The following is a 25,844-nucleotide window of genomic DNA, read 5'->3' on the forward strand; positions in this document are numbered from 1 at the left end:
TCTTAACTTCCTTTATTCACAACGTATTGCTGTGATAAACCTCGTGCCATTTGATCTGCTTGCAAGATAGCCTCCAGATCATGTGCGGGTTGATTGTCCATCTGATTTAGGACGTGCTCAACTACCTGAGGAATTTGGGTAAATCTGATCTGTTGATTTAAAAATGCAGCAACTGCAATTTCATTGGCCGCATTTAAAATTGTCGGTGCAATTCCGCCACTCTGCATGGCCTGACGGGCCAATTTTAATGCAGGGAAACGGAGCATATCCGGTTCTTGAAAATTAAGTTGTGAATGCATAAACAGATCCAGTGGCGCCACATGCGTACTAATACGCTCAGGCCATGCCAAAGCATGTGCAATAGGCGTGCCCATATCCGGATTACCCATTTGTGCCAAAGTCGAACCATCAACGTATTGAACCATGGAGTGAATAATACTCTGTGGATGCACAACAACTGTAACAAATTGTTCTTGAACTGCAAACAAATGACAGGCTTCGATCAATTCTAAGCCTTTATTCATCAAGGTAGCAGAATCGACTGAAATTTTTTGACCCATGGACCAGTTAGGATGCTTGCAAGCTTGGGCAGGTGTGACCTCTTCAAGTTGCTGTATGCTGTGGTTCAGAAACGGCCCACCCGACGCGGTCAGCAGAATCTGGGATACACCCAGTTTGGGCTTGCCATGACGCTCTGCCTCAAAATAATGCGGTGGCAGACATTGGAAAATCGCGTTATGTTCGGAGTCAACGGGAAGCAATAAGGCACCATGATCGCGCGCTGCCTGCATCATGATGTCACCTGACATCACCAAGGCTTCTTTATTGGCCAGCAGTACGCGTTTACCCGCTTTCACTGCAGCCAATGTCGGCAACAAGCCTGCAGCACCGACAATTGCCGCCATAACGATATCAACATCAGCGTGTTCAGCCACAGCAATTAAACCGGCTTCATCTTGCAGAATTTCAATATTAGCCAAATGATGTTGCTGGAGTCGTTTTGAGAGTTCATCTACTTTTTCAGCCGGCACCACCGCCACTTTAGGACGGTATTGCCGGCAAATTTCAACCAGCTCCTCGATACGACTTTGCGCGGTCACAGCAAAAACCGAGTATGCTTCAGGATGTCGCTGCAAGATTTTTAAAGTACTTTGACCAATGGAACCTGTAGCACCCAGTATACAAACTGCTTGTGACATTTATAAATCTACACCAATAAGTTTTAAAACAGCCATACCTGCTGCAAAGATTGGAGCTGCAGCAAGCAAAGAATCAATACGATCCAGTACTCCGCCATGTCCTGGCAAAATTCGACCTGAATCCTTAATACCGGCACGACGTTTGATCATGGATTCAAACAGGTCACCCAGTACCGAACTAAATACTGTAACCACAGAGAGAATCAGGAATAAAATCAGTTCTGGCCAGGTCATATCCAGATAAAGTAAGGCAACTGCCGTTACAATCAGCATTGAAGTAACAATACCACCATACAGCCCTTCCACAGATTTATTAGGACTAACATTCGGCGCCAACTTTTTCTTGCCAAATTTACGACCCACAAAATACGCACCACTATCTGCGCCCCATACCAGTAAAAACAGGTACATCAGCCACCACGGTGAACTTTGCCAGACAGAGAAAATTGCAGTAACCGCAGCAGAGATCAGAACTACGCCGATTCCGTGCAGGCTGGCGTTGTACCAGCCATCATATTCAGGATAGGTTTTAACCCAGTAAATGCTGAGCAACCAGGTAATTATAGAAGCTACCCATAACAATAAGGCAACTTCGGCAAAATACAATGCCAAAGCTGAAAGTGCCGCAGTGAGCACTCCATATCCCCAAGCAACAGGTTTGATGACATGTTTAAATTTTCGCGGCATGAGTTTGAACCACTCATAGCCGGCCACCCCAGCAGCAAGAACCATCAATACAAACATTGGATAATGTGATTCGGTAGCAAACATACAGCTCAGTACAACTGCTACCAACACCAATGCGGTTATAATCCGCTCAAACATGTATTAATTCTCAAGTTTTTCCTGATGAATCTGTTCTGATGTTTTACCAAAACGACGTTCACGCCCACCAAATACGGCAAGTGCATCATCAAGTTCTTCAACGGTAAATTCTGGCCATAGCGTCTCAGTGAAATAAAGCTCTGCATAGGCTGCCTGCCACAACAGGAAATTCGAAAGACGGAAATCTCCACCCGTACGAATCAGCAGATCAACTGCAGGTAAATCACCGAGGCTGACATATTGACCAAATACATCAGTATTAATTGCATCAAGATCTAATTTATTTGTTAAAACATCGCTGGCAATTCGCTGTGCAGCTTGTGCCATATCCCACATACCACCATAACTGATTGCAATAGTGAGTGTCATACTATTGAAATTAGCAGTCCTTTCTTCGGCATGCAACATAAGTCCCTGTAATTCTGGGGACAAACGGCTGCGATCACCGATAAAGCGTAAGGCAATATTGAATTTTTCCATGCGGGGCAATTGTTCATGAATGGTATCAACCAGCAATTTCATGAGCAATTCAACTTCAAACTGTGGACGATTCCAGTTTTCACTTGAAAAGGCAAATACAGTTAAAGCCTGGATATTTCTTTTTTTACAGTGTTCAACAATCGGATCCAGAACCGTTTTTCCTTCACGGTGTCCATCACCTTTTTGCATCTGATTTTTTTTGGCAAAACGATTGTTGCCATCCATGATGATGGCAACATGTTTCGGAAGACGGGGATTTTCTTCAGCAACGGTCATCGATGAATTAGACCTTCATCAATTCAGCTTCTTTCGCAGCCAAGCGCTTGTCAACTTCAGCAACAAATTTGTCGGTAATTTTCTGGATTTCGTCAGCAGCACGACGCTCTTCATCTTCAGAAATTTCTTTTTCTTTCAACAAAGCTTTGATATCGCCCAATACATCACGACGAATGTTACGGATCGCTACTTTGGCATTTTCTGCTTCATTACGCGCAACTTTTTGCATGTCACGACGCGTTTCTTCAGTCAACGCAGCCATCGGTACACGAATCGCATCTGCTGTAATTGGGTTTAGACCCAAATCAGATTCACGAATCGCTTTATCAATTGCAGAAACCATTGAACGTTCGAAAGGCTGGATTAACAAAGTACGTGAATCTTCAACACCTACGTTTGCCACCTGGTTCAATGGAACGTCTGAACCATAGTAAGAAACCATCACGTTATTTAAAATTGATGGATGCGCACGACCGGTACGAACTTTTGCAAAACCATGCTCTAGAGATTCTAGAGTTTTGTTCATACGGTCTTCGCTGTCTTTTTTAAGATCGTTAATCATATGATCTTCCTTACTTAATTCTTGAAAAGAGGTTATTACTAAATTAGCGTGTAGTATAAAGTGCTTTGGTGCTCACGTCATTAATTGGTAACGTGAGTCCCTTCTTTTTCACCCATCACAACGGAAAGCAATGCGCCAGATTTATTCATATCGAATACTTGTAGCGGCACGTTGTGATCACGACATAAACAGATTGCAGTTAAGTCCATTACACCCAGCTTTTCGTCCAGAACCTGGTCAAAAGTCAATGTGTCATATTTAACCGCATCATCATATTTGCTTGGATCTTTATTATATACGCCATCAACTTTGGTCGCTTTCAAGATCAAGTCTGATTCGATTTCAATACCACGTAAACAGGCAGCTGTATCTGTCGTAAAGAACGGATTACCTGTACCTGCCACGAATACACACACTTCACCCTGAGTCAGGTGACGGATTGCATCACGGCTTGAGTAAGACTCAACCACGGCACCAATTGGCAATGCAGACATTAAACGGGTTTTAATATTACGGCGCACCAAAGCGTCGCGAAGTGCCAAACCGTTCATGACTGTTGCTAGCATACCCATCTGGTCGCCAGTTACACGACCAACTAGACCATCTTTTTGTAGCTGGCTACCGCGATACAGGTTACCACCACCCACAACAATACCTACTTGTACGCCTAAACCCACGAGGTGCGCAATAGAAAGTGACATCTGATCGAGCACTTGTGCATCGATCCCCATGTCTTTATTGCCTGCCAGCGCTTCACCAGAAAGCTTTAACAGGATGCGACCAAAGCGTGGCTTTTTAGAATCCAACATCATCAAACTCCAAAGTATTCAATTTAATTTTTTTTAATTCAAAATCTTAAGCAGACTTGATTGAAATGAGTTTTGCGTACAGATCGTATTCATCTGCATCGGTAATCTCGACTTCAAGTAAATCCCCTGCCTTAATGACGCTTTTATCGATATCTTCAACAAAAACATTGCCATCAATTTCAGGTGCATCTGCATAAGAACGCGCAACCGCTACCGGGAATTCGTCTTCCAGGTCATCTACCAGCACAGTCATGGTCTGACCGATACGTTTTTGGAGTTTGGCTGCCGAGATTTCTTGCTGAACCTGCATGAAACGCTCATAACGCTCTTGTTTAATTTCTTCAGGAACGTGATCTGGCAAATCATTTGCGGTCGCACCTTCAACTGGCGAATAGGTGAAACATCCCACACGATCCAGCTGGGCTTCTTTCAACCAGTCCAATAGCATCTGGAAGTCTTCTTCGGTTTCACCCGGGAAGCCCACCACAAATGTTGAACGGAGTACCAGATCAGGACATTTCTCGCGCCAGATTTTCAAACGCTCCAGTGTGTTTTCACTGTGCGCAGGTCGTTTCATCAGTTTGAGAATTTTTGGACTTGCATGCTGGAATGGAATATCCAGATAAGGCAGGATTTTGCCTTGTGCCATCAGGTCAATTACAGCATCCACATGCGGATACGGGTAAACATAGTGCAAACGCACCCAGATTCCCAACTGCCCTAATGCTTCACACATATCATAGAATTTGGTTTTAACCGGCTGGCCATTCCAGAAATCCAGCTTGTATTTCGTGTCCAGGCCATAAGCAGAAGTATCCTGGGAGATGACGAGTACTTCTTTTACACCGGCACGTTTCAGCGCTGCAGCTTCATCAAGCACAGAACCGACTGGACGTGAAACCAGATCGCCACGCATGCTTGGAATAATACAGAAGGTACAACGATGGTTGCAGCCTTCAGATATTTTCAGATAAGCATAGTGTTTTGGCGTCAGGCGGATGCCTTGCTCTGGAACCAGATCAATAAATGGATTGTGTTTTGGCGGCTCAGGTACGTATTGATGAACCGCATCCATAACTTCTTTATATGCCGCTGCACCTGTCACTTTCAGGACATTGGGATGCATTTGGCGAATCTTGTCTTCGTCTTTACCTAGACAACCTGTTACGATCACGCGACCATTCGCGCTCATCGCCTCACCAATCGCATCTAGCGATTCTTGCACTGCGGATTCAATGAAACCACAGGTATTTACTACAACTAAATCAGCACCGTCATAATCCGAAGCGACGTCATAACCTTCAGTCTTTAACTGGGTTAAAATACGTTCAGAATCTACCAATGCCTTAGGACAACCTAAAGATACAAAACCGACTTTGGGGGACTTCATGAATTTTCGCTCTACTAGAATGCGCGTATTGTATGTCTTTTCGCATCATAAAAATAGTTGAAAACCTGACTCTTTGCATCATGCACTAAAATATTGCCATAAAATATTCAACATACCCACTCATGCACCAAAATGAATCATTTTAGATTTACAGCCTCAATTTAATCCGCTATATCTAAGATGAATTGTGTTGCTCTGTCACATTTCTGCATTTCATCGCAATAAATAATCTCTCGTCATAAAAGTTGGCGTGCATCTTGCATCAAATCAGAACTTAAAATTGATTAAATTGCTTTATGAAGATGCCATTGCGCCATTTTAATACAGGAACAAACCCGCGAATGGATCAAATTATTCCGATCGACTATCGTGCTTTAGTGGACAATATGACCACGTGTATCTTATTGATAGACCGCGATCTTAATATTTATTATCTGAATTCTGCCTGTGAAGCCTTATTTGATGTGAGCTTATTCCGCGCGAGCGGCACATCCGTGCTCAATATTTTGCAAAACCCGACAGATGAGTTTAATACCGAAGAAGCCCTGAATAATACTTTAACTACGGGACAGCCTTATACACGCCGCGAAGCCACTATTCTGGTCAACTTTAAAGACATTCATGTTGACTACACTGTTTCTCAGCTAAATCTGGGCAAACCTTATCATCCGCTACTGCTCATCGAACTCAATCCTCGCGATCGCATGTTAAAAATCTCGCGTGAAGAAAATCTGCTGCAACAGCATCAGGTAGCGCGTCAGCTGATTCGCGGTGTTGCGCATGAAATCAAGAATCCCTTGGGTGGCATTCGCGGGGCGACTCAACTCCTGGCACGCAGTTTGAATGATCCACAATACAAAGAATTTACCGACATTATTATTAGCGAAGTGGATCGACTGAGAAATCTGGCCGATACCATGCTCGGTTCACGCCAGCTTCCGAGCTATGAGCTGGTCAATGTGCATGAACCTCTGGAACGAGTACGCTCACTGATTGCCAATCAGACCAAAAAGAAAATCAAGATTACCCGGGATTACGACCTGTCCTTGCCTGAAGTGCTGGCAGACCGTGATCAATTGATTCAGGTCATTTTGAATATTTGCGCCAATGCCGTACAGGCCATGACCGAGAACAAGGAGTTCTTTGTCGAACATCAACCGGAACTGATTTTAAGAACCCGGATTCAGCGTCTCTTTACCATTAACGGGGTGATTCACCGCTCTGTAGTACGGATTGATATTGAAGATAATGGCCCAGGTGTTCCGGAAGAGATTATCGAATCGGTGTTTTATCCGCTGGTCACCAGCCGTGCCAAAGGGACCGGACTGGGCCTCAGTATTGCTCAAAATATTATTCATCAGCACAACGGCATGATCGAGTGTCAGTCGGTAGCTGGAAAAACCGTCTTTAGCTTATATTTACCTTGGGAGTCGAATCATGTCGCGAAATAAAATATGGGTGATTGATGACGATCGTGCCATGCGCTGGGTACTGGAAAAGACCTTTAAAGAAGAAGGTCTGGATGTTACCAGTTTTGAAGAAGCACAATCTGCACTGGATCAACTGAGTCTGGAAGCACCCGATGTGATTCTGACCGACATCCGTATGCCTGGGATTGATGGTCTTACCTTCCTGGGCAAGGTCAAACACAATTATCCTGACTTGCCTGTGATTATTATGACGGCGCATTCAGACTTGGAGTCGGCTGTATCCAGTTATCAAACTGGTGCTTTTGAATATCTGCCTAAGCCTTTTGATATTGATGAAGCACTGGCGCTGGTAAATCGTGCGATTTTACATATCACCAAGCTACAGCAACAAGAATCAGCAAAAGCCGCCCCACCAATTCAATCTACCGAGATTATTGGTGAATCGCCTGCCATGCAGGAAGTGTTTCGTGCCATTGGCCGTTTATCACAATCGCATATTACCGTGTTGATTAATGGTGAGTCTGGTACAGGTAAAGAACTGGTAGCTCATGCCCTGCATCGTCATTCACCACGCAGTTCAAAACCTTTTATTGCCCTCAATATGGCGGCGATTCCAAAAGACCTGATCGAAACTGAACTGTTCGGCCATGAGAAAGGTGCATTTACCGGTGCTAACACCCAACGTCAGGGTCGTTTTGAACAGGCAAATGGCGGTACGCTGTTTTTAGATGAAATTGGCGATATGCCATTTGAGACCCAGACCCGTTTATTGCGTGTCCTAGCCGATGGAGAGTTCTACCGAGTTGGCGGTCATATTCCGGTTAAGGTCGATGTGCGTATCGTGGCTGCAACACATCAGGATTTGGAAAAACTGGTTCATGATGGTCGTTTCCGTGAAGACTTGTATCATCGACTGAATGTAATTCGTATTCATATTCCAAAACTGGCACATCGCAGTGAAGATATTCCGATGCTGGCGCAGCATTTTCTGGCGCGTGCCGGAAAGGAACTTGGGGTCAATCCAAAGATTCTGCGTCCTGAAACTCAGGAATATATGCAAAAATTGCCATGGCAAGGTAACGTGCGTCAACTTGAGAACACCTGTCGCTGGCTGACTGTCATGATCACAGGTCGTGAAGTCTATCCGGAAGACTTGCCACCTGAGCTGAAACAGATTCCAATTCATCAGCAGGATCCAGGCGCGCCAATTCCAACGCTGAACCAGATCGCACCGCATCACTGGGATGAATTACTGGGTCAATGGGCGATGCAGAAACTCAAAAATGGTGAAATGAAACTTCTGGATGTTGCCACTCCGATGTTTGAACGCACCTTGATTAATGCAGCCTTGCAACAAACCCGTGGCCGTAAACGTCATGCCGCAGAGCTTCTAGGTTGGGGTCGCAATACTTTAACGCGCAAGCTTAAAGAATTGGGCATGGATACTACGGATGATGAAATCGAAGAAGAAATAGAAAGTTAATCTTTCCATATAAAAAAGCGCCGATTGGCGCTTTTTTATTGATGATGATCTATGCAGTAAAACCCACATAGCGGAAATACCCATCTATGCCCAGATCAGACTTATAGATCAGATAATTTGAATAAGTCGCTTGGGTGATTTCATCCAGCATATTCACCTGATCATCATTGGCATGCAAATCATCTACAGAACGCGGCATGCTGTGCTCGAATTCATCGGTCATATATTCAAAGCCTATATCCATGGCAATAAACAGGGTATGTTCACAAGGTTGCACATATTGCTCTTCTGCCCAATCAATCACGTTGTGCTGACAATGCGGACAGGCAATATTATCGGTGGCCTGAATCGAGAGTTGAATAAGTTGATAAGCCATATAAAAATCAATCTGTTTACTATCCGTATATTTTAGCAAATTTTATGGACTGACTTTATTCAATTAAAAGTCTCGACGATAAAAAAAGGAATCTTCAGATTCCCTTTTTGTATTGATAGATCTCAATGATTAATTACTTATGAGCAGCCTTATAACGTGATAGTGCGGTGACGGCTACTGCCGATACGACCACTGCTGGTAAACTTGCCACAAGAATACCTGTGGTGCCCAAACCTAATGCCAGAATTTTTCCAGTTAATAATGGTCCAGTCATCGCCCCTAAACGCCCTAAAGAGATCGCACTGCCCACGCCTGTCACTTTGCCTGCGCCTGAGTAAAAAATCGGTGAGATCCCATATAGAATAAATTGACCACCCGTAGAGAAAATGCCACCCATGACTCCCGCCAAAATTAATAACGGAATAGAAGTTGTGGTGAATAACAATACCAAGGCAACAAACAAGCCACTATAAATGATGGTCGCCATTTGCCAAAGCTTTAAACGATCCAGTAAATAACCTAGGCTCAGGGTTCCAATGACAGCGCCCACCTGGAACACCAACATCACCAAAAATGCCTGCTGTTTCTGCAAACCTTGTTCCATAAGTAAATTTGGCAACCAGCTAATCAAAATATAATTGATCATCAAGGTAAAAAAGAAGCCAACCCAAAGAGGCACTGTATTTTTATACTGTCGCTGCTTGAACAACACCTCAGCCATTCCCGGCACAGCTTCGCCAGAAACCGGTACTTCCGCATTCACTTTAGGCTTATCTTTAAGAATAAATGCCATCAATGGAATCAGTGGTAAAGGCGTTAATCCCCCAATCAGGAACAAGGTTTGCCATTGAATCTCCGGAAGCAACATGGCCAGACCGGCAACAAAGATCGCCCCTACCGGCAAACCACAATACATCAGACTATTTAGCTTGCCACGGTTGGCTTCCGTTGCTTCATCACCGACGACTGAAATCATGGTTGGCATTGCCGCACCTAAACCCAAACCAGTAAAGAAACGCGCTGCATATAAAACTTCGATGCTTGGCGCAATTGCAGTCAACGACATGAACAGACCAAAAATAGTCACAGAAAGCATTAGGACTTTCTTTTGTCCTAGATAATCTGCAATACGTCCGCCAAAGAATGCGCCAAACAGCATTCCAAAGACACCCAGACTAAATACATAGCCCATTTGGATTTGATCTAAAGCAAAGCTTGCTGCAATTCCTTTCGCCGCAATCCCGGGAGCTTGAAGGTCAAAACCTTCAAAAAATGCGACCCAGAAACATAAGAATATCGTTAATATTTTTTGGGCTTTTTCGCTGTATGACTGTGCCATGACTGATCTCCATCAATAATTCACAAACCGTTTAATAGTCTGACGATCCGTTGCATTATTCTTAACCTAATCTTAATAGAGAAATAGCACGACAATAGTCGGGTTTAAGCACATCAGCATGTGTAAGTATCATCTAAATTAGACTTAAAAGATTGTATTTATAGACTTAATACATCTTAATAATATTTATTATATATATTTATCAATAACTTAATTTAATAGTAGTTATTTTTAATTCAACGATAGTCAAAACTTATACAAAACTACAAGCCGATAAAAAGCCCGCTTAATGCGGGCTTTTTTAGCGCAAAATCTTAAGCAGATTTCTTTGCTTGTGCATTCTTACGAATTGTAATCATCACCAGTTGAACTGCTGCAGGGGTTACACCTGGAATACGACTGGCTTGCGCCAATGTTTCAGGACGAACATCTTTCAGTTTCAGGGTAATTTCACGGGACAGACCTGACACGATGTCATAATCGAAATCCGCAGGAATACGGGTTTCTTCAAGACGTTTCATTTGTGCGACGTCTTCATGCTGACGATTAATATAACCCGCATATTTCACTGCAATTTCAATTTGCTCACCGACAAATGGTGATACTTCAGAATTGGTTAACTCTGCAATTTGAGCAAATGAAATGTTTGGACGTTTCAACAAATCAATCGCCGAACATTCTTTAGACAGGTCTGCACCGGTCATCTCAACGAATTTCTTACCCATTGGGTTATTTGGTGCGGCCCACAAGTGTTGCAAACGGCCTGTTTCTTTTTCCACTGCTTCCATTTTCTCACAGTACACTGCCCAACGCGCGTCATCCACCAGACCCATTTCACGACCAATGGCTGTTAAACGCTGATCTGCGTTATCTTCACGCAGCATCAAACGGTATTCGGCACGTGAGGTAAACATGCGGTACGGTTCTTTGGTACCTAATGTGATCAGGTCATCGACCAGAACACCCATGTATGCTTCATCACGTTTTGGCGTCCATTGCTCCTGATCCCAAGCACGGCGTGCAGCGTTCAAGCCTGCAAGCAAACCCTGCGCACCCGCTTCTTCATAACCGGTTGTGCCGTTGATTTGACCGGCGAAATACAAGTTATTAATTGCTTTGGTTTCAAGGGTAAATTTCAACGCTTGTGGGTTGAAGTAATCGTATTCAATGGCATAGCCTGGACGAAGAATGTGCGCATTTTCCATACCACGGATCGAGCGAACCAGTTCAAACTGAACGTCGAACGGTAAAGAAGTCGAAATACCATTTGGATAAAGCTCATGTGTATCCAAGCCTTCAGGCTCCAAGAAGACTTGGTGAGAATCTTTATCGGCAAAACGGTGAATCTTATCTTCAATCGATGGGCAATAACGTGGTCCAACACCTTCGATCACACCCGTGTACATCGGTGAACGGTCTAAACCGCCACGAATGATTTCATGCGTGCGTTCATTGGTATGCGTGATATAGCAATTTACCTGCTCAGGATGCATAGACACATCCCCCATGAATGACATGGTCGGAGATGGGAAATCACCCGGCTGTGGTGTCATCACAGAGAAATCCACTGAACGCGCGTCAATACGTGGTGGTGTACCTGTTTTTAAACGACCTACTGGCAAGTTTAATTCACGCAAACGATGTGCAAGTGAAATAGATGGCGGATCACCAGCACGACCACCGCTAGATTTCTCCAGACCAACGTGGATGACACCACCTAAGAATGTACCTGCTGTCAGCACCACAGTTTTCGCATCAAAACGGATACCCATTTGGGTAACCACACCTTTAACGGTATCGCCTTCAACAATCAGGTCATCTGCGGCTTGCTGAAAAATATCAAGGTTTGCTTGGTTTTCTAATGTTTCGCGAATAGCCGCTTTATAACGTACACGGTCCGCCTGCGCACGTGTTGCACGTACTGCAGCACCTTTACGCGAGTTCAAAATACGGAATTGAATACCGCCTTTATCGGCAGCCAGTGCCATCGCACCGCCCAAGGCATCAATTTCACGCACCAAATGCGATTTACCAATACCACCGATGGCCGGGTTACAGCTCATCTGCCCTAAAGTCTCAATGTTATGAGTTAAGAGTAAAGTCTGTCGACCCATACGCGCTGCAGCCAGAGCCGCTTCCGTACCGGCGTGACCGCCACCGATAACAATGACATCGTATACTTTAGGATAATGCATAGTGGTAATTGAGAGATAAAAAAGAATAGCTGAGCATTATAGCAAATTTCACTCTAAAGTAGACAAATTCAGTTGAATTTATCCTGAGATAAATCGCACTTAACTCGCATAACAATAAAGCACTGTAATTTAACTTTGCAGAGGAACTATATAAATTAAACATATAAGCTGAGAAATTTACTCGATTTGCATTGTTTAATCTCGCGCATTTTTTAATCTATATATTGGTTACATTACAAACAAAGGTATAAAAGATGAATAAGAATATTTTCCTCTCAACCGTTCTATGTGGTTTATGTTTTGCGCCATTTGCTGCATCAGCGAATGATAAGGTCGAAACCATTTATAATGCACAAAAGTACCAACAGGTTTGTAAAGGCAAATCCCAAGGTGCACAAGTCAGTTTTGCCTATCGCGGCATTATCTGGAATGGTACCTGTGAGCCGCAGTTTTTCGCTTCATCCAAAAATGCTTCAATCAAAGGCGATGAAGCCGAACTCATGAGTACCTGTAGCGGCAACAGTGGTGCGATTACTGCCACCATCAATGGTGCCGAAGTCAAAGGTAAATGTGCATTAGGCTTTATGCCACCACGCCCTCAGGGACAATCTCAGATGCAAAGCCAACCGATGCAGCCACATATGCAAAACCAGCCTATGCAGCATCAGATGAACCAGCCAGCACAGCCTGATTCACCAATGCAAGGCCAGCCAGGTATGTAGCCGATATATATCTAAATAGTTTAGATTTCAAGTAAAAGCTTTGACGGGCAAAGTGACTGCATTTTGCCCGTTTTTTATTGCTTATTTATTCATCTAGGCTAAACTGGAAATATATCTATAAATGTATAATAAAAAGGCAAATTCATGGATTCGGGGTTTTTTAGCGTTTTTTTGCCAATTACATTGGCAATTATGATGATGGGGCTGGGGCTAGAACTAACCATCAAAGATTTCCTGCGCTTAAGTCGCTATCCTAAAGTCATTTTTATTACTTTATTTGCGCAGTTAGTCCTATTACCCAGTATTGCTTTTTTTATTTGTCTGATTTTGGACTTGCCCGCTTTGCTTGCTGTAGGTCTGATGTTGCTAGCCGCCTCACCTGGTGGCCCAACCGCAAACCTGTTTAGCTACATATATAAAGGTGATGTAGCTCTAAATATTACTCTAACCGCCATTAATACCATCATCTCTATTTTTACTCTGCCCTTTATTATCAATCTGTCCTTACACTACTTTATGAGTCATGACTCAAACGTGACTTTTCCAGTTGAAAAGATCGTGCAGGTCTTTTTAATTACCTTGATTCCCGTGATCATGGGTATGCTGCTTCGGGCCAAATTTCCAAACCTGTCGATTACAGTCAGCAGGCCTATGCGCTTACTCTCTATCGGTTTTTTAGCCATATTGTTGATATTTGCCATTTTCAGAGAACGTTCGAATTTGGTCGAATACTTTGCCAATATTGGTGCAGCAACTGCGATTTTATGTTTTTCCAGCCTGTTTATTGGCTATTGCATTCCCCTACTCATGGGCATTCCTGAGAAAATGGCACGCGCCTGTACTTTTGAAATCGGCATTCATAACACTGCCATTGCCCTGACCATTGCCATTTCGGTGTTGAATAATGTCACGATGGCCATTCCAGCAGGTATTTATACGATTTTCATGTACAGTTTCGCCACCATTTTCGGTGTGCTGATTAGCCGCCAGCAAGTGGTATATAGTAATAAAAGTCGTTTATCAGATTTGTAATTTATTTGGCTGATTCTGCTATAAGGCTGTATGGTTTTCCAAAGAAAATCAGAAGTATTAAAACAATTTTCGACAAGGAGCATACAGATGGATTCTGGCCTTATAACGATATTACTGCCACTGGCACTTGCAATTATCATGATGGGACTGGGCCTTGAACTGACGCCTCGGGACTTTAGCCGTGTCACTCGCCACCCCAAAGCCGTATTTATAGCATTGTTCTGCCAACTGGTTATTCTGGTTGGCATTGCCTTTTTACTCTGCAAGCTATTCGCTTTAACTCCATTACTCTCAGTCGGGTTGATGCTCCTGGCGGCTTCGCCAGGGGGTGCAACGGCCAACCTGTTTAGCTACCTGTTTAAAGGTGACTTAGCCCTCAATATCACGCTGACTGCTATCAACTCAGTCATTGCAGCGATTACCCTACCTTTAATTATTAATTTTTCGATCATGCATTTTATGCAGGATAGCCAGCAAGTTGGCCTGCAATTCGGCAAGATTTTACAAGTCTTCGCGATCATCCTGATTCCAGTGGGCATTGGCATGTTAATTCGGCGCTATGCTCCAGGCGTGACCGCAAAACTGAATCGGCCGTTGCGGATTTTTTCCATTGGCTTTTTGGTGCTGATTATTCTTGCCACACTTATTAAAGAACGCACAAATATCGGTGAATATCTAACCCAGGTGGGTCTGGCCACTGCCTTGTTCTGCATACTAAGTCTGAGTATTGGTTATCTGATTCCGCGACTACTGAATATTAATAGCGCTCAAGCTCGTGCCAGCGCATTTGAGATTGGCATTCATAACAGTACCCTCGCCATGACTATTGCCCTGACCGTGATTGGCAGTGCTGCTGTGGCAATGCCGGCTGCGGTTTATTCTATTTTTATGTATATTTTTGCTGCAATTTTTGGCAGCTTGTTGAATCGGCTTGCACCACTCCCGGCGCAAACACCCCTAACAAATCTGGATTAGACAACATCTGAAGATATTTAAAGGATGCCTCAGGCATCCTTTTTATTTTGGGAATGGATCAAGAAGATAGCAGCGCTGAGTCTGAACTTCCGTTACAATAGCTTTTTGAAAAATGTATAAAGGTTATTTCTGTGAAGTGGTTACAAATTCATATTACGGTTGAACAGGCTCAGGTTGATTTTACTGAGACATTACTCAGCTCGCTAGGCGCAGTGAGTGTGACTCTGGATGATGCTGAAAACCAGGATTTGCTGGAACCACTTCCAGGTGAAACACCACTCTGGAATAAAGTGATTGTGACTGGTATTTATGCGCAGGAAGAAGGCGAAGAAATTGATGTTACCGCACTAGAAACCTTTATTCGTGCACAAATGCCAGATGCTCCGATCCGTCATGAGTTGATTGAAGATCAGGCTTGGGAACGTACCTGGATGGATGCCTATGAGCCCATTCAGATTGCTGATAAATACTGGATCGTACCGGAGTGGATGGAAGCACCTGATGCCGATGCGGTAAACATCAAGCTTGATCCAGGTCTGGCTTTCGGAACAGGCAACCATGCTTCAACTTTCCTGTGCTTACAATGGCTCGGCAAGATTGATGTGAAAGATAAAATTGTCATCGATTATGGCTGTGGCTCAGGCATTCTCGCGGTAGCTGCACTCTTATTAGGTGCGAAAAAAGCATATGCCACGGATATCGATCCACAAGCTGTACTGGCCACCCAGCAAAACGCTGAACTGAATGGCGTACTGGACAAGCTTTATGTCGGACTGCCAGAAGAATTTAGAGATGAACTCGGCAATACCAAAGCTGACGTATTTGTTGCCAATATTCTGGCAGCACCACTGATGATGCTGGCTCCTGAGTTCGCAACTTTAATTAAATCTGAGGGACAGTTCGCACTTGCGGGAGTGATTGAAGAGCAAGTTGCTGATGTTACTAGCATTTACTCAAATTATTTTGATATATTAGAGGTAGAAAAACGAGATGAGCACTGGTGCCGTATCTCGGGTAAACGCCATAAGAACGAATGAGCCTATAAATAATCCATGAGTGACAAAAGAACCCATTGCCCTACCTGTTCCACCACCTATAAGGTCACAGTTGCTCAACTCACCGTTGCGCAGGGTATGGTTTGTTGTCCCAAATGTACCACCTCATTTAATGCCTTATCGCATTTGGTGACCGAAACCCGGAATTCGGTCACTGCCTCAATGTCTCACGCTCAGTCAAACTCCAGCAAATTCAGCAAAACTGATGCTCAAAATAACTCAGGTGTTTATCACACGGATCAGCAGCAGCATCGTCATAGCCTGCTACAGATTTTTGATCAAAAAGTTGAACATTCCAATATTGATCTGGAAACCTATTTAAATAACCTGAATTATTTCAGTACCGAGCCGATTTCAGTCCTGCCGAGCATGAACTGGGAAGATCAGGCAGAAAAGCAGACTAAACGCGGGCCAATGTACTATATAGGCTGGAGTTTACTCAATCTGTCACTGTTCAGCCTGCTGCTGTTTCAATTTTTCTGGTTCAATCCGCAATACATCAAAAATAGTCACGTCATGAGTCTGGCTTTTAACAGCGCATGCGAAGTGTTTAATTGTTCTAATCTGGAAAAATACTACACACTAATTCAGGCCAATAAAGTCAAAATCAAGGCAACCGGTAATAATGAAGCTGAGTTTAGCGGTGAGCTGGTCAACTTTCATGACCGTAGCCTGGCCTTACCGATTTTAAGAATCAATCTGGAACATCGCGGTGAAGTAATTGCAACTTATAACCTGTCCTCCGAAGAGTACCTGATTGAAAGTCTGGTCAATATTCAGCGCATCCCGAAAAACAGCCCGTTTAAATTCAAATTTAAGCTTCCAGTCGATCGTAAAAGCTTTGATCGCTATACTTTGGAAATAATTCGCCCCTAATCTGCTGAGAAAGCATTAAAAAATTAAAAAAAGTTAAAAAAAATGCAGTTTTCTTGCTCACTTTTGCTTAGACAATGGTATGATACGCGCCACGAAAGCTATGTGCTGCAACTCCTCGCGACTTTTTCACAACAAATACAGTCTTGCCTAATGCGCTATAAAATTTATTGCGTATCGTGCAGATTTTTTTGTTTTGATTTTGGTCAGTAACAAAACTTTAACTATTGTTACGCTTATTTTTCGACCAAATCGCAGAGATGTGTCAAGCTACAGGCTCAATGTAATGACTAAGTTTTAGAACTTCCGTTTTAGGATCTAAAATGGAGTTCATTTCAATTTCTAGACCACTTTTATATATCACTTTACCCAAGTGATATTTGTTTTTCGGATTAATTCGCATGAATAGCAAATCTCCTATTTTTACTGCACAATCTGATGTTGCTTTACGTATCCACGTAGATCGCGCAGTTCGCCACTATTTTGCACAACTGCAGGGCGAGCAACCATCTCAGGTATACGACATGGTGCTAGCAGAAATGGAGAAACCTCTTCTATCTGTAGTTCTAGAATATACACGTGGTAACCAAACACGTGCTGCCGAGATTCTCGGACTCAACCGTGGTACTTTACGTAAAAAGTTAAAAGCTCACGGTTTAATGAGTGAATAAATGATAAAATGCTTGCGGCTTCCGCAGGCATTTTTTTTAACCTGTAAATTGCTGATTTTGTTTTATTCTGTTCCTTGAAAACTGTGACGAAGATCATGACTATTAAACGCGCTTTAATCTCTGTGTCTGACAAGACTGGTATTGTTGAATTTGCACAAGAACTTGCTGCTCTAGGGGTAGAAATTTTATCTACAGGTGGTACCTACAAATTGTTGAAAGACAATAATGTGGCTGTAGTTGAAGTTTCGGAGCATACAGGTTTTCCAGAGATGATGGACGGCCGTGTAAAAACACTACATCCGAAAATTCATGGGGGTATCCTGGCTCGTCGTGGTCTAGACGAAGCTGTGATGGCTGAACACAACATTGATGCTATTGATTTAGTCGTTGTAAACCTTTATCCATTTGCTGCAACAGTAGCAAAACCAAACTGTTCACTTGCTGATGCGATTGAAAACATCGACATCGGTGGCCCTACCATGGTTCGTGCTGCGGCAAAAAACCATGCATCTGTCGGTATCGTGGTAAATGCATCTGACTATGCAACTGTAGTTGCCGAGCTTAAAGCTGAGGGTGCTTTATCTCATGCAACTCGTTTCGACCTAGCGGTGAAAGCATTTGAACATACTGCTCAATATGACGGCATGATTGCTTCTTACCTTGGCGCTCGCGTAGGTAAAGAAGAAGGTCAGGCAGACAAATTTGCACGTACTTTCAATACTCAATTGAACAAAGTTCAAGACCTTCGTTACGGTGAAAACCCGCATCAAGCTGCTGCATTCTATGTAGAAGACACAGCGACTGAAGCTTCTGTTTCAACAGCGAAACAGCTTCAAGGTAAAGAACTCTCTTATAACAACATCGCAGATACTGATGCAGCACTTGAATGTGTGAAATCATTTGCGAAGCCTGCTTGTGTGATCGTTAAACACGCTAACCCATGTGGCGTTGCAGTATCTTTAGACGGTATTCAAGCAGCTTATGATCTTGCGTATGCAACAGATCCTGAATCTGCTTTCGGTGGCATCATTGCATTCAACCGTGAATTAGACGTTGCAACTGCACAAGCGATTGTAGATCGTCAATTCGTTGAAGTGATCATTGCACCGAGCGTTGCTGAAGGCGTTCTTGAAGTAACAGGCGCGAAGAAAAACGTACGCGTACTTGTATGTGGCGAACTTCCAGCAATCGATGCGCGTCAATCGCAACTTGACTACAAACGCGTAAACGGTGGTTTGTTAGTTCAAGATCAAGACTTGGGCATGATCACTAAAGATGATCTTAAAGTAGTCACCAAACGTGCGCCGACTGAACAAGAAATCGATGACATGATCTTCGCTTGGAAAGTAGCGAAATACGTAAAATCTAACGCGATTGTGTATGCTAAAAACCGTCAAACCATTGGTGTCGGCGCTGGCCAAATGAGCCGTGTAAACTCAGCTCGTATTGCTGCAATCAAAGCTGAACATGCTGGCTTAGTAGTTGAAGGTGCGGTAATGGCATCTGACGCATTCTTCCCATTCCGTGATGGTATTGATAACGCTGCGAAAGCGGGTATCAAATGCATTATCCAACCGGGTGGTTCTATGCGTGATGAAGAAACGATTGCTGCGGCTGACGAAGCTGGTATTGCAATGGTGTTCACTGGTATGCGTCACTTCCGTCACTAATTAATTTTAAATCCTCCCTAGCCCTCCTTAATAAAGGAGGGTTTTCTATATCATAGTAGAGCGAAGGGAGTCCCCCTTTTATCAAAGGGGGATTTAGGGGGATTCTATTTCAGAAGGATTTTTTTTAATGAATATTTTAGTTTTGGGTAATGGCGGTCGTGAACATGCATTGGCATGGAAAATCGCACAAGACGATAAAGTCGCTAAAGTCTTTGTTGCTCCGGGCAACGCAGGTACAGCCACTGAAAATAAATGTGAAAACGTAAATTTAAGTATTTTAGACAATGCTGCAATTATCGATTTCGCAAAAAACAATGCAGTTGAACTTGTCATTGTCGGCCCTGAAGCACCGCTTGTAAATGGTGTGGTTGATGCTTGCCGTGCAGCTGGTGTAAAAATTTGGGGTCCAACGCAGTTTGCTGCACAGCTTGAAGGCTCTAAAGCATTTGCAAAGCACTTCTTAAAACGTCACAACATTCCAACAGCATTCTATGACGTATTCACAGAAGTCGATGCTGCGAAAGCATTTGTTGAGAAAAATGGTGCGCCAATCGTGATCAAGGCTGATGGTCTTGCTGCAGGTAAAGGCGTCATCGTTGCCATGACCAATCAAGAAGCATTCGATGCCATTGATGACATGCTGGCAGGCAACAAGTTTGGCGATGCAGGTTCTCGCGTTGTGATCGAAGAATTCCTTGCGGGTGAAGAAGCATCTTTCATTTGTATGATTGATGGCGACAACATCTTGCCAATGGCAACATCGCAAGACCATAAGCGTATTTTTGAAGGCGACCAAGGTCCGAACACCGGCGGTATGGGTGCTTACTCTCCTGCACCTGTTGTGACTGCTGATGTGTTTGAAAAAACCATGAAAGAAGTGATGCGTCCGACTGTTGACGGCATGAAAGCAGATGGTCATGTTTACACAGGTTTCTTATACGCAGGCTTGATGATTGATGAACAAGGTCAACCTAAAGTGATCGAGTTTAACTGCCGTTTTGGTGACCCTGAAACTCAACCAATCATGATGCGTTTAAAATCATCTTTAGTTGATTTGGTTGAAGCTGGTATTGCTGGTAACTTACCTGCGGAAGCTGAATGGGATGAGCGCAAGACTGTCGGTATCGTACTTGCGTCACGTGGCTACCCTGAAACGTCTAGCAATGGTGATGTGATTTCAGGTTTAGACACTGAAATGGCAGATGCGAAAGTGTTCCATGCAGGTACTAAAGCCAATGAAAATGGTGAGATCGTGACTGCTGGTGGTCGTGTACTTTGCGTGACTGCACTGGGTAATACCATTGGTGAAGCACAAGCAAAAGCTTTAGAACTTTGCAAAAAAGTGACATTCGACGGCGTTCAATACCGTAAAGATATTGGTTACCGTGCGATTGCGCGTGAAAATGCTTAATCTAAATTTTGGTTAAGTAAAAACCCCGCTAAGTGCGGGGTTTTTAATTAGTAATTTTTATTTCATTTGAGCTACTAATTCTTTCCATTCATCAAAATTAGTATCTTGTGGATTACTCCAGTTTAATTCTTTCCCGACTTTTATTTTTCTAAGACCTATATTTCTTCTACAAGTAGCTAGCTCAAGCAACTCGGATAATATTCCCCACAATTCAAAAATTACTTCATATTCTGGACGTCTTCCACTATGCACTAGTTTATTTCGAGATTTTCGAGCACTCTCTAATATCTTATAATTTTGTCTTGAGATAATTTTGGCTAACCTTAAAAGTTTATGCTTAGTTGCTATATTTTTTAAAAACTTAGCTTCTTCCCATGTTGTATGTAAACATCTTACTTGTCTTGGATAGCTATCCTTACATTTAATATAAATTTTCTTCCATAAAATTTCTGTAATTTGCTCAACTACAATCCACAAATTATTAAGCGCATCATTATTGTTTTGATTAATTAAAGATGTATAACCATTTAATAGAAAGAATGGTGTAAAAGATGGAATTGACTTAATTATTTCCTGCCCAGCATTATAAGCGAGTCTTAGATCATTAAAATGTAAAACTCTAGGATGCATCAACGGTAGATATCGTTCAGATATAGATGCCCAATTGCACCTTAATTGATTATGAAGCGATGGCAAATTAGAAAATAAACTTCGCTTTTCATATAATGTACCTACATCTAACTCATGAGGATGCAAGACCTCTGCATGGATCCCACCTAATAACAGGCAACACAAAATCTCATTTAATTTAGTAATACCATCAATGCGTGTTGGAAAATTTTCGCTTTGAGGGATTGCAATTGCTCCGTCATAACTAATTAAAGCACCTAAACTATCATCACTTTCTAAAGAAAGAATTCCGATTACTTTTGATAGTTGCATTCCCTCATAATCATTGTTATTGATCTGATCTAATGAAAAATTAATCCTAGGTTGTTGTTCACTAATGATTGCTGAAAAAGGTTTTAGATGAACCATCCAAGCAGGATTACTACAAACTTGCGTTTCTTGATTCTGAATCTGTTGATCATCCAACATAATTTCATCCATGTTATATTAAATTTTAATGATTAATAGATAACATCTTATATCTTGGTCTAAGTATATGTCATCAGCTTCAATTACCACCCCTCGCCTCATCCTACGCCAATGGCAAGATTCCGACACTGCCCCATTTATCCAAATGTGTGCAGATGACGAGGTCATGCGCTACTTCCCTAAAAAACTCGATGCGGCTGAGGCAACTGCTTTTCTTGAACGTATTCGTAATGCTATTGATACACGTGGTTGGGGACTCCTTGCCGTAGAACTCAAAGCTACAGGCGAATTCATCGGTTTTATTGGCTTACACGTGCATCCACCTGAGCTTAAAATTGCCGATGCCCCTGAAATTGGCTGGCGCTTGTTACCGCAATACTGGAACCAAGGCTATGCAACTGAAGGAGCCAAAGCGGTACTGAAATATGCCTTTAGAACCCTGCGCCTAGAGAAAGTCATTTCTTTTACTGCCTGCATCAACACACCATCAGAACGTGTCATGCAAAATATTGGCTTAGAAAAAGTGGGAGAGTTTGATCATCCACTTGTACCTGCCGATCATATCTTGTGTAGACACGTACTCTATGAAAAACAGCGTTCAGATTATCTGTATATTCCCTTCTGTTAAAACAAGCTTGTAGTATCATGACCTGAGAAGACCAAGATCAGATACTAAGCTTAGTTAATATAAAGGAAAGATTTATCTCGTTAATGATAGAATTTTCTTAATTTGCCAAAAATCAGATATTTTCTTTAATTTAGCTATATGCATTTTTTATATTTCTATCTTACAAAATCTTATAAAGATCAGTATTTAGACATATCTATTAAAGCCATATTTTCAATATAAATAATATATTGTTTTAATTAATATTTTCTTTAAAAGATCTTTTTTATATTCGACTAAAGAGATAAGCAAGGCTTTTTTATCCAGTATATCGAATATAGATTTATTGCTATGATATCCACAACTTCAGAGCCCCTAAACCTTTCCATGTACTTATAAAATATCTATTTTCTCTCTCCAAAATAGATCAAGTACATCAGATTTGGGCTGCCTCTGACTTGATCAAGTTCATCAGAACTGTTGCTGCACGCTTGCATCTTCTGATCTCAAGCCCTCCTTAGCAATGATCAAGCCACCTACTTAGATCGTAATAAAACTCTTATTTAACACGATTTAAAAATGCTTATACTCTAGGCAAGAATAGAATTAGGACAATTTCATGAAAAAGTTACTTGGCGTTATCTTGAGTGCCTCTGTATTGACTTTAACTGGGTGTGGTAAACAGGAAGCGCCTGCCACTGATGCAGCGCAAACTAAAGATGCAAATGGTCTTCAAACTGTAACTATGGCTTCGACCGGTTCAGATGCAGACGTATGGCGTTATATCGCGACCCTGCCTGAAACCAAAGCAGCCGGTATCAAACTTGATGTGAAAAATTTCACTGACTATGTGTCGATGAACACAGCAGTAGCCAACAAAGAAATTGATGTGAATGCATTCCAGTCTTATGCCTATATGGTTGCTTATAACGATGCCAACACAGCCAAAATTGCACCTCTATCTACCACTTATTTAGAGCCAATGGGGATTTACTCAAGCAAAGTAAAATCTCTGGACGAGTTTAAAACTGGTGCGACCATTGCCATTCCAAATGACGGCGCAAACGAATCACGTGCATTATTGCTTTTACAATCGGCAGGTCTGGTTAAATTAAAAGCTGGTTTCGACAATGTTAAAGGCACAACTTCGGATGTGACTGAAAATGCAAAACAGATCGTGATCAAGCCAATTCAGATGGCGACTGCGGTACGTGTAAAAGACGAAGTGGATGCGATTGTGCTGGGCAATACCCTGGCAATGGAAGGCGGTTTAAACGTTCTTAAAGATGCGATTTACTATGAGCCGATTGATCAAAGCACAAAAATGAACGTCAACGTATTAGCGGTTGCAGCAGATCGTCAAAATGATCCTGTGCTGCAAAAAGTGGGTGCGTTGTATCATACGCCAGCAGTAAAAGCATATGTTGATGAGCATTTTGGTGGTACTAAAGTTGCGGTAAACAAACCTGTGACGTATTTAACTGAAACAAAATAGTACTATAATAGACTTTTAGAACAGGCAAGGACGATTTCTTGCCTGTTTTTTTATCCGTGATGCAGTTTTTGACACTATGATTGAATTTAAAGATATTTCAAAACAGTATGAGCTTAAGGGTCAAACCTTGCATGCCTTGAATCAGATTAATCTTCAGATTCCAACCGGCAGTATTTTTGGCATCATCGGTTATAGTGGTGCCGGTAAAAGCACCCTCATCCGTCTGATCAACCTGCTTGAGCGCCCAAGCTCAGGCCGGATTATCATTAACGGAACAGACTTTACCGCACTTGATGCCAAAGCATTGCGTCAAGAACGTGCCAGCATCGGCATGATTTTCCAGCATTTCAATTTAATGCAAACTAAAACCGTGGCAGCCAATATCGAAATGCCAATGAAACTCTTGGGCTGGAGCAAGGCAGAACGGGAAAAACGCCTCGAAGAATTATTAGACTTTATTGACCTGAAACATAAACGTCATGCTTTTCCAGATGAATTGTCTGGCGGTCAAAAGCAGCGTGTCGGTATTGCCCGCGCCCTTGCCAATCATCCAAAAATTTTACTCTGTGATGAAGCGACTTCTGCACTTGATCCACAAACCACCAAATCTGTTCTACAGCTACTTAAAAAAATTAATGAAGAACAAGGCATCACCATTGTTATGGTTACCCATGAAATGGATGTAATTGAAACCGTGTGTGATTATGTCGCCGTGATGGAAAAAGGTGATGTGATTGAAACCGGCAGTACCTTACAAATATTCAGTCAGCCCCAGCACCCGACGACCAAGAATTTTATTCAGACCGTATTACAGCAGCATTTACCAGTCAATATTCTGAATAATCTGGAAAACCAGAATCACAACAGTATTTATTGCCTGAAATTCCTTGGTAGCTCGGCACAGGAAACCGTGATTCAAGCGGTGATTAAACAGTTTGATATCAGTTTAAATATTCTGTTTGCCAATATGACCGAAATTAATGGCACGGTGATTGGCCAGATGTTTATTCAGCTACTGGGTGATGCACAAGAAATTCAAGCAGCAATAAAATTCCTTGAACAACACGGCGTACAAGTCGATCAGGCGGGAGTACAGGCATGAGAGATTTAATTGTACAGTGGCTGACAACGATCACTGCGCCGTTCTGGAAAAGCTCCCTGTCGATAGATCAGTTTGTGACAGCATTGCAAGAAACCTTTCATATGGTGTTCTTCGCGATGCTGTTTGGCTGTATCTGGGGCTTCATTCAGGCGATTACTCTACTGGTGACCCGTCCGAATGGGATTCTGCCGAATCGTGTGATTTATCACGGTCTCAATCCGATTGTGAATGCGCTACGTTCATTGCCATTTATTATCTTGCTGATTGCGGTGATTCCACTGACCAAGTTAATTGTCGGCACATCGATTGGGACCTGGGCAGCGATTGTTCCATTGACCATTTATGTCGGCCCATACATTGGTCGCCTGATTGAAACCTCTTTACTCGAAGTGAATGAAGGTATTATCGAATCTGCCCAAGCGATGGGCGCGACGCCAATGCAAATTATCTTTAAGTTTATTCTGCCGGAAGCGCGTAGCTCACTGATTCTAAACTTGACTACTGCTACCATCAGTTTGATTGGTGCAACGGCAATGGCCGGTGCTGTCGGTGCGGGTGGTATTGGTGACTTAGCGATTTCTTATGGTTATCAGCGTTTTGATACCTCTGTAGTCATCATGACGGTGATTGTATTACTGATTCTAGTGCAGATTGTACAAAGCCTCGGTGACTGGTTATCCCGACTTCGTTAAGCTAGTTTTTATGTATGAATAAAGCCCTCTAAAAAGAGGGTTTTATTGTTTTTAATACTTACGATCCCTTTCTCATT

Annotated in this window: 24 protein-coding genes; 14 read left to right on the forward strand and 10 right to left on the reverse strand. The window is 42.6% G+C overall.

All coding sequences use genetic code 11. The annotated features are described in order from the left end of the window. Positions 1-2: 2 nt before the first annotated feature. The 6 genes from ispC to rimO all read right to left on the reverse strand — a co-directional run bounded on the left by ispC (position 3) and on the right by rimO (position 5,541). Entirely contained in the window at positions 3-1,199 is a 1,197-nt protein-coding gene (gene ispC / locus F894_RS05645; RefSeq protein WP_005246631.1) for a 1-deoxy-D-xylulose-5-phosphate reductoisomerase, read from the reverse strand. Next, positions 1,200-2,024 carry a phosphatidate cytidylyltransferase gene (locus F894_RS05650; protein WP_004279883.1) on the reverse strand — a complete coding sequence of 275 codons (825 nt, stop codon included), beginning with the start codon at positions 2,022-2,024 and terminating at the stop codon, positions 1,200-1,202. It abuts the gene before it with no gap. A gap of 3 nt (positions 2,025-2,027) precedes the next feature. After that, a complete protein-coding gene (gene uppS / locus F894_RS05655) occupies positions 2,028-2,780 on the reverse strand; it encodes a polyprenyl diphosphate synthase (RefSeq protein WP_004646714.1) in 753 nt (250 codons plus the stop codon). 7 nt (positions 2,781-2,787) lie between these two features. After that, a complete protein-coding gene (gene frr / locus F894_RS05660; RefSeq protein ID WP_004279885.1) occupies positions 2,788-3,342 on the reverse strand; it encodes a ribosome recycling factor in 555 nt (184 codons plus the stop codon). Between the two features lie 80 nt (positions 3,343-3,422). After that, positions 3,423-4,151 carry a UMP kinase gene (pyrH, locus tag F894_RS05665; RefSeq protein ID WP_004279886.1) on the reverse strand — a complete coding sequence of 243 codons (729 nt, stop codon included), beginning with the start codon at positions 4,149-4,151 and terminating at the stop codon, positions 3,423-3,425. A gap of 46 nt (positions 4,152-4,197) precedes the next feature. Next, positions 4,198-5,541, reverse strand: coding sequence for a 30S ribosomal protein S12 methylthiotransferase RimO (gene rimO, locus F894_RS05670; protein WP_005107200.1), 1,344 nt, complete (start codon positions 5,539-5,541; stop codon positions 4,198-4,200). A gap of 341 nt (positions 5,542-5,882) precedes the next feature. On the opposite strand from rimO, the gene glnL reads away from it, so the two are divergent. Further along, positions 5,883-6,992, forward strand: a complete 1,110-nt coding sequence (gene glnL, locus F894_RS05675; RefSeq protein ID WP_005107202.1) for a nitrogen regulation protein NR(II) — start codon at positions 5,883-5,885, stop codon at positions 6,990-6,992. Further along, positions 6,979-8,454, forward strand: coding sequence for a nitrogen regulation protein NR(I) (glnG, locus tag F894_RS05680; protein WP_004646710.1), 1,476 nt, complete (start codon positions 6,979-6,981; stop codon positions 8,452-8,454). Before glnL ends, glnG begins: the two co-directional genes overlap by 14 nt. A 49-nt stretch (positions 8,455-8,503) precedes the next feature. Here glnG and F894_RS05685 read toward each other — a convergent pair whose 3' ends face one another. From F894_RS05685 to mnmG, 3 genes are all read right to left on the reverse strand, one after another. Then, the gene (locus F894_RS05685; protein WP_005246639.1) at positions 8,504-8,830 is read right to left on the reverse strand and encodes a hypothetical protein; all 327 of its coding nucleotides are present in this window, start codon (positions 8,828-8,830) and stop codon (positions 8,504-8,506) included. A 133-nt stretch (positions 8,831-8,963) separates the two neighbouring features. Beyond that, positions 8,964-10,169 carry a 3-(3-hydroxy-phenyl)propionate transporter MhpT gene (gene mhpT / locus F894_RS05690; RefSeq protein WP_005246640.1) on the reverse strand — a complete coding sequence of 402 codons (1,206 nt, stop codon included), beginning with the start codon at positions 10,167-10,169 and terminating at the stop codon, positions 8,964-8,966. Between the two features lie 314 nt (positions 10,170-10,483). Next, positions 10,484-12,364 (reverse strand): tRNA uridine-5-carboxymethylaminomethyl(34) synthesis enzyme MnmG, encoded by a 1,881-nt coding sequence (gene mnmG, locus F894_RS05695; protein ID WP_004279892.1) that lies wholly within the window; start codon positions 12,362-12,364, stop codon positions 10,484-10,486. Positions 12,365-12,618: 254 nt separating this feature from the next. Between mnmG and F894_RS05700 the strand changes: the two genes are divergently transcribed. From F894_RS05700 to purD, 8 genes are all read left to right on the forward strand, one after another. Continuing rightward, the gene (locus F894_RS05700; protein ID WP_005246641.1) at positions 12,619-13,086 is read left to right on the forward strand and encodes a hypothetical protein; all 468 of its coding nucleotides are present in this window, start codon (positions 12,619-12,621) and stop codon (positions 13,084-13,086) included. 144 nt (positions 13,087-13,230) lie between these two features. Next, complete coding sequence (locus F894_RS05705) at positions 13,231-14,118, forward strand: bile acid:sodium symporter family protein (RefSeq protein ID WP_005246642.1); 888 nt, start codon at positions 13,231-13,233, stop codon at positions 14,116-14,118. A gap of 87 nt (positions 14,119-14,205) precedes the next feature. Continuing rightward, positions 14,206-15,093 (forward strand): bile acid:sodium symporter family protein, encoded by an 888-nt coding sequence (locus F894_RS05710; protein WP_005246643.1) that lies wholly within the window; start codon positions 14,206-14,208, stop codon positions 15,091-15,093. 131 nt (positions 15,094-15,224) lie between these two features. Next, positions 15,225-16,130 carry a 50S ribosomal protein L11 methyltransferase gene (gene prmA / locus F894_RS05715; protein WP_004646702.1) on the forward strand — a complete coding sequence of 302 codons (906 nt, stop codon included), beginning with the start codon at positions 15,225-15,227 and terminating at the stop codon, positions 16,128-16,130. A 15-nt stretch (positions 16,131-16,145) separates the two neighbouring features. Continuing rightward, positions 16,146-17,024 (forward strand): DUF3426 domain-containing protein, encoded by an 879-nt coding sequence (locus F894_RS05720; RefSeq protein WP_005246644.1) that lies wholly within the window; start codon positions 16,146-16,148, stop codon positions 17,022-17,024. Between the two features lie 398 nt (positions 17,025-17,422). After that, positions 17,423-17,692: a DNA-binding transcriptional regulator Fis gene (gene fis, locus F894_RS05725; protein WP_001086304.1), complete on the forward strand. Its 270-nt coding sequence runs from the start codon at positions 17,423-17,425 to the stop codon at positions 17,690-17,692. 95 nt (positions 17,693-17,787) lie between these two features. Then, a complete protein-coding gene (purH, locus tag F894_RS05730) occupies positions 17,788-19,362 on the forward strand; it encodes a bifunctional phosphoribosylaminoimidazolecarboxamide formyltransferase/IMP cyclohydrolase (protein WP_005246645.1) in 1,575 nt (524 codons plus the stop codon). Positions 19,363-19,489: 127 nt separating this feature from the next. Beyond that, positions 19,490-20,773: a phosphoribosylamine--glycine ligase gene (gene purD / locus F894_RS05735; RefSeq protein ID WP_005246646.1), complete on the forward strand. Its 1,284-nt coding sequence runs from the start codon at positions 19,490-19,492 to the stop codon at positions 20,771-20,773. A 57-nt stretch (positions 20,774-20,830) separates the two neighbouring features. Here the strand turns inward: purD and F894_RS05740 are convergent, their stop codons facing one another. Next, positions 20,831-21,871 (reverse strand): hypothetical protein, encoded by a 1,041-nt coding sequence (locus tag F894_RS05740; RefSeq protein ID WP_005246647.1) that lies wholly within the window; start codon positions 21,869-21,871, stop codon positions 20,831-20,833. Positions 21,872-21,938: 67 nt separating this feature from the next. Here F894_RS05740 and F894_RS05745 point away from each other — a divergent pair, with 67 nt between their 5' ends. The 4 genes from F894_RS05745 (at position 21,939) to F894_RS05760 (ending at position 25,767) form a co-directional block, all read left to right on the forward strand. Then, complete coding sequence (locus F894_RS05745) at positions 21,939-22,499, forward strand: GNAT family N-acetyltransferase (protein ID WP_005246649.1); 561 nt, start codon at positions 21,939-21,941, stop codon at positions 22,497-22,499. A gap of 598 nt (positions 22,500-23,097) precedes the next feature. After that, complete coding sequence (locus F894_RS05750; RefSeq protein ID WP_005246651.1) at positions 23,098-23,973, forward strand: MetQ/NlpA family ABC transporter substrate-binding protein; 876 nt, start codon at positions 23,098-23,100, stop codon at positions 23,971-23,973. Positions 23,974-24,049: 76 nt separating this feature from the next. Beyond that, on the forward strand, positions 24,050-25,075 hold the full coding sequence (locus F894_RS05755) for a methionine ABC transporter ATP-binding protein (RefSeq protein WP_005100878.1): 1,026 nt from the start codon (positions 24,050-24,052) through the stop codon (positions 25,073-25,075). Further along, the gene (locus F894_RS05760; protein WP_004279923.1) at positions 25,072-25,767 is read left to right on the forward strand and encodes a methionine ABC transporter permease; all 696 of its coding nucleotides are present in this window, start codon (positions 25,072-25,074) and stop codon (positions 25,765-25,767) included. Before F894_RS05755 ends, F894_RS05760 begins: the two co-directional genes overlap by 4 nt. Positions 25,768-25,844 lie beyond the last annotated feature (77 nt).

The sequence above is a fragment of the Acinetobacter sp. CIP 51.11 genome (assembly GCF_000369665.1).
GTDB lineage: Bacteria > Pseudomonadota > Gammaproteobacteria > Pseudomonadales > Moraxellaceae > Acinetobacter > Acinetobacter lwoffii_S.

What these genes read in the sequence shown, in the direction of transcription:
- ispC (WP_005246631.1), bottom strand. Translation starts at nt 1,199, where the DNA reads ATGTCACAAGCAGTTTGTATACTGGGTGCTACAGGTTCCATTGGTCAA.
- F894_RS05650 (WP_004279883.1), bottom strand. Translation starts at nt 2,024, where the DNA reads ATGTTTGAGCGGATTATAACCGCATTGGTGTTGGTAGCAGTTGTACTG.
- uppS (WP_004646714.1), bottom strand. Translation starts at nt 2,780, where the DNA reads ATGACCGTTGCTGAAGAAAATCCCCGTCTTCCGAAACATGTTGCCATC.
- frr (WP_004279885.1), bottom strand. Translation starts at nt 3,342, where the DNA reads ATGATTAACGATCTTAAAAAAGACAGCGAAGACCGTATGAACAAAACT.
- pyrH (WP_004279886.1), bottom strand. Translation starts at nt 4,151, where the DNA reads ATGTTGGATTCTAAAAAGCCACGCTTTGGTCGCATCCTGTTAAAGCTT.
- rimO (WP_005107200.1), bottom strand. Translation starts at nt 5,541, where the DNA reads ATGAAGTCCCCCAAAGTCGGTTTTGTATCTTTAGGTTGTCCTAAGGCA.
- glnL (WP_005107202.1), top strand. Translation starts at nt 5,883, where the DNA reads ATGGATCAAATTATTCCGATCGACTATCGTGCTTTAGTGGACAATATG.
- glnG (WP_004646710.1), top strand. Translation starts at nt 6,979, where the DNA reads ATGTCGCGAAATAAAATATGGGTGATTGATGACGATCGTGCCATGCGC.
- F894_RS05685 (WP_005246639.1), bottom strand. Translation starts at nt 8,830, where the DNA reads ATGGCTTATCAACTTATTCAACTCTCGATTCAGGCCACCGATAATATT.
- mhpT (WP_005246640.1), bottom strand. Translation starts at nt 10,169, where the DNA reads ATGGCACAGTCATACAGCGAAAAAGCCCAAAAAATATTAACGATATTC.
- mnmG (WP_004279892.1), bottom strand. Translation starts at nt 12,364, where the DNA reads ATGCATTATCCTAAAGTATACGATGTCATTGTTATCGGTGGCGGTCAC.
- F894_RS05700 (WP_005246641.1), top strand. Translation starts at nt 12,619, where the DNA reads ATGAATAAGAATATTTTCCTCTCAACCGTTCTATGTGGTTTATGTTTT.
- F894_RS05705 (WP_005246642.1), top strand. Translation starts at nt 13,231, where the DNA reads ATGGATTCGGGGTTTTTTAGCGTTTTTTTGCCAATTACATTGGCAATT.
- F894_RS05710 (WP_005246643.1), top strand. Translation starts at nt 14,206, where the DNA reads ATGGATTCTGGCCTTATAACGATATTACTGCCACTGGCACTTGCAATT.
- F894_RS05720 (WP_005246644.1), top strand. Translation starts at nt 16,146, where the DNA reads ATGAGTGACAAAAGAACCCATTGCCCTACCTGTTCCACCACCTATAAG.
- fis (WP_001086304.1), top strand. Translation starts at nt 17,423, where the DNA reads ATGAATAGCAAATCTCCTATTTTTACTGCACAATCTGATGTTGCTTTA.
- purH (WP_005246645.1), top strand. Translation starts at nt 17,788, where the DNA reads ATGACTATTAAACGCGCTTTAATCTCTGTGTCTGACAAGACTGGTATT.
- purD (WP_005246646.1), top strand. Translation starts at nt 19,490, where the DNA reads ATGAATATTTTAGTTTTGGGTAATGGCGGTCGTGAACATGCATTGGCA.
- F894_RS05740 (WP_005246647.1), bottom strand. Translation starts at nt 21,871, where the DNA reads ATGTTGGATGATCAACAGATTCAGAATCAAGAAACGCAAGTTTGTAGT.
- F894_RS05745 (WP_005246649.1), top strand. Translation starts at nt 21,939, where the DNA reads ATGTCATCAGCTTCAATTACCACCCCTCGCCTCATCCTACGCCAATGG.
- F894_RS05750 (WP_005246651.1), top strand. Translation starts at nt 23,098, where the DNA reads ATGAAAAAGTTACTTGGCGTTATCTTGAGTGCCTCTGTATTGACTTTA.
- F894_RS05755 (WP_005100878.1), top strand. Translation starts at nt 24,050, where the DNA reads ATGATTGAATTTAAAGATATTTCAAAACAGTATGAGCTTAAGGGTCAA.
- F894_RS05760 (WP_004279923.1), top strand. Translation starts at nt 25,072, where the DNA reads ATGAGAGATTTAATTGTACAGTGGCTGACAACGATCACTGCGCCGTTC.